The organism is Devosia sp., from assembly GCF_041917035.1.
GTDB lineage: Bacteria > Pseudomonadota > Alphaproteobacteria > Rhizobiales > Devosiaceae > Devosia_A.
In genome coordinates, this window is the sequence record NZ_JAYRYM010000331.1 from 1 (window position 1) to 3,444 (window position 3,444).

Annotated in this window: 2 protein-coding genes; both read right to left on the reverse strand. The window is 67.0% G+C overall.

Going from position 1 to position 3,444, the window contains the following annotated elements; all coding sequences use genetic code 11:
• On the reverse strand, positions 1–1,432 hold a 1,432-nt coding region (locus ACE3TU_RS20455; protein ID WP_374627607.1), incomplete at its 3' end, for a family 10 glycosylhydrolase.
• 192 nt (positions 1,433–1,624) lie between these two features.
• The coding region (locus ACE3TU_RS20460) for an ABC transporter substrate-binding protein (RefSeq protein WP_374627609.1) at positions 1,625–3,444 on the reverse strand (1,820 nt) is incomplete at its 5' end.

The window sequence follows — 3,444 nt, forward strand, 5'->3', positions numbered from 1 at the left end:
GCGGCCCCAGCCCCAGTCCGCCGCGCGGCCGGTTGTCCTCGGTGCGCGTCGAGGTCTCGAACGCCGCAACGAGCGCGCCGCCCTGCGCCACATAGGCCTCGAGCAGGCCGATCTGGGCGTCCGACAGGCAGGTCGAATTGGCGAGGATCACGACCTTGAAGCGCCTGAGGCTCTCGGCCGTCATCGCCTGGTCCGACAGCATCTCGAACGGCAGCCGCGCCTCGATCAGCGCCTGGTAGACGCCCAGGTCGTCGGCCTCCGCGGCCTTCCGCGAACGGTCGCCATGGTGTCGCAGCGTCGTCGCCGGGTCGAGGATGGCGATCTCGGCCACCGGCGACATGCCGGAGAGCACCGGCTCGAGCCTGGCGTGCAGGGCAAAGCTCTCCGCCACCGGCGCGACCCAGCGGGTGTCGGGCACCACGCCGTTGAACTTGGTGAACCAGGGCAGCATGCCCTGCGTCGTGCCGGCATCCATCCAGGCCCGGATTTCGGGACCCGTGGTCACCGAATCCTTCCAGCGATACTCCTCCTCGGGCCCGATCGAGGTGATCAGGATGGTCGGGCGGTCACGAAAGGTGGCGCGCATGCGCTTGCCGTTCCGTCCTGCCATCCACACCGGCTCGGTGCCGCGCCGCCCCTGGTCGTCGACGCACAGGAACGGGCAGTACTTCTCGATGATCCCGAGGTCGAACTCCATCAGCGAGACCGAACCCATGTTCGGAATGAAGCTGGTATGCGGCTTGATCGCCTTCATCGTGGCGTCCCATTCGACGACGAGCCGGCTGAGCAGGGTGCGCCGCCAGGCGGTCCACGCCATCCATACCGGGTCCTCGGCATTGGCCCCGCCGGGCAGCTCGAAGCCGCTCGCGGCGCGGAAGCTGCTGCGGCAGCTGTCGCAGTAGCACACCCCGTGGCCCTGCCAGCGATTGGCGAAGATGGCGTCGATGTCGTAGTTCGCCGTCAGCTCCTTCAGCACCTCCGGCATGAAGCGGAAATTGTAGTCCGAATAGGCGCAGGTCACCCACACCTCCGGATAGGCCCAGTGGCGGCGCCTGTTGCCGTCGCGGTCGACGGCGATCCATTCGGGATGGGCGTCGGCCGCCTCCTGGTGGATGGCGTGCGGATCGACGCGTGCCATCACATGCATGCCGAGCCCGCGCGCCCCCTCGACCAGCGTGCCGAACGGGTCGGTATCGCCGATGAACCGGCTGACATGGTGCAGCGGCACCTTCGAGGGATAGTAGGCGACATAGCCCCCGGCGCTGAGGCAGGTGGCATTGGACCGGGTGCGCTTGAACACCTCGATCCAGAACGCCGGATCGAACTTGACCGGATCGTCCTCGGCCAGCGTCAGCTGCGTCCAGCGCGTCGCCGAGCGGTACCAGTCGGGTGTGCGCAGCGTATCGGTGGCCCGCGCCTTGACGTCCAGCATTTCGGTCTCTTGCACCAGGTTGCGGCGGCCCGTGGATCGCCTGGGATTTGGTTCGGCCTACCCCACCGGGTCATTCCGGCGAAGGCCGGAACCCATCCCGAGATGCTGCAGCGCTCGATCGGCGTGGAGGACCTCAGGATGGACCCCGGCCTCGCGCCGGGGTGACACCGAGTTTGTGGTGGCCAGTGTGTGTCAGGCCTTGAAGAACTGCTCGGGCCGGGCCGGGCCGGGGGTCGGCCAGCCGAACGAGTTCGGCATTTCCTTGAGCAGGTTGACCACGTTGGTCTTGACCACGCCATAGCCGTCCGCCGGCAGGCTGACGCCGAAGGTGAAGAACAGGTCGGCCGCGTTCTGCAGCACCTGCGCCATGATCTCGCTCTGCTTGGCCGGGTCGGCCGAGGCGAGCAGCGAGCGGTAGAGATCCTGCTGCGCCTTGACCTCCGGGGGCGGCTCGATCGCCGCCTCGTTGGTCGGCTGCGTGTAGTAGAGGGCCCAGCCCTGGGCGTAGAAGCAGTTATTGTTGATCGGCACGTAGAAGCGCGGATCGAGCATGGCCGCGATCCCCGAATTGGCGCCGAACTGGTGCGCGGTGGCGTCGTACTCGCGCCCGCGCCGCACCCGCTCTTCCCACAGCGAACGGTCCATGGTGCGCATCTGCGCGTCGATCCCCACCGCCTGGAACATCGGGATGGCGAGCTCGAACATGTCGAGGAAGGTGGTGCGGGTCTGGTCGATCTCGAAGATGATCGTCACCCGCCGCCCCTCCTTGTCGAGCCGGTAGCCCTCGCCGTCCTTGTTGGGGATGATGGCATCGAGCAGCGCGTTGGCCCGGTCCGAGTCGTACTCGGTGTACTGCTTTGCCAGCTGCTCGTTGTAGAGCGGATCGCCCTCGCGCATCGAGGCCTGCGCCGGCGAGCCCTGCCCGACGAACACCGCGTCGATCAGCGCCTGCCGGTCGACCGACAGCGACAGGGCGCGCCGGAAGTCCATGGTGTTGAACAGCTCGCGCTTGGTCAGGTCGAGATGGTTGAGGTTGAGCTGGAAGGCCATCACGTTGGCCGCCGTCTCCTTGAGCGTATAGAAGCCGTAGCCCCCGCTCGCCTGGCCGTCGAACAGCACCGGCTTGTTGGCCGGGATGCAGATGTACTGGTCCATGATGTCGATCTCGCCCTGCAGCGTCTTGAGCAGCAGCACCTCGGGATCGGCGACCATCTGGTAGACAATGCGGTCGAAATAGGGCAGCTGGGTACCCTCGGTGTCGACCTTGAAGTAGTAGGGGTTGCGGACGGCCAGCGCCTGCTCGGTGTTCTGTCCGGGCGCCACCGCGAACATCCAGGCATTGAGCGTCGGGCGGCTGGGGTTCTGGAAGAAGGTGTTGTCGTCGGCCATGCCGATCTCGCGCTGGAACAGCGCGATCCAGCTCTCGAGGCCCTGCGCCTTGGCCAGCGCATCCGCCTCCGGGTTGTAGCGCAGGTGGAACTGCTCGAGATAGTGCTTGGGCGTGCGGGTCAGCTGGTCCTGCTGCGCCCAGGCCAGCTGCTGCAGGAAGAAGCCGTTGGGCTTGGCGAAGACCACCTTGAAGGTCTGTTCGTCCAACACCTCGAGCTTCGCCTTCTCGCCGCCGGCGCTCCACCAGGCATTGCCGCCCAGCGAGGTCTCGGCATCGGTGAAATAGGCGTCGTACCAGAACTGCACGTCGGCGGTGGTGAACGGGTGCCCGTCGGACCACTTGTGCCCCTTGCGCAGGGTGATGGTGTATTCGGTCGCCTCGGGGTTCACCGCATAGGATGCGGCGACGTTCTCGGTGATGCCCGACCAGTCTGGAGTGAAGCGCACCAGCGGCTCGTAGCCCTGGTAGCGCACCAGCATCGACAGCGAGCCGCCCCCGACGAGGGCGTGCTTCCAGTCCCCGCCCTGCTGGCCGACCCGCTCGAGCGGGGTGACGACCAGCGGGTTGACGGGCAGGCGCTCGGCGACGCCGGGCAGCTTGCCGGCATCGACGTCGGCCTTGA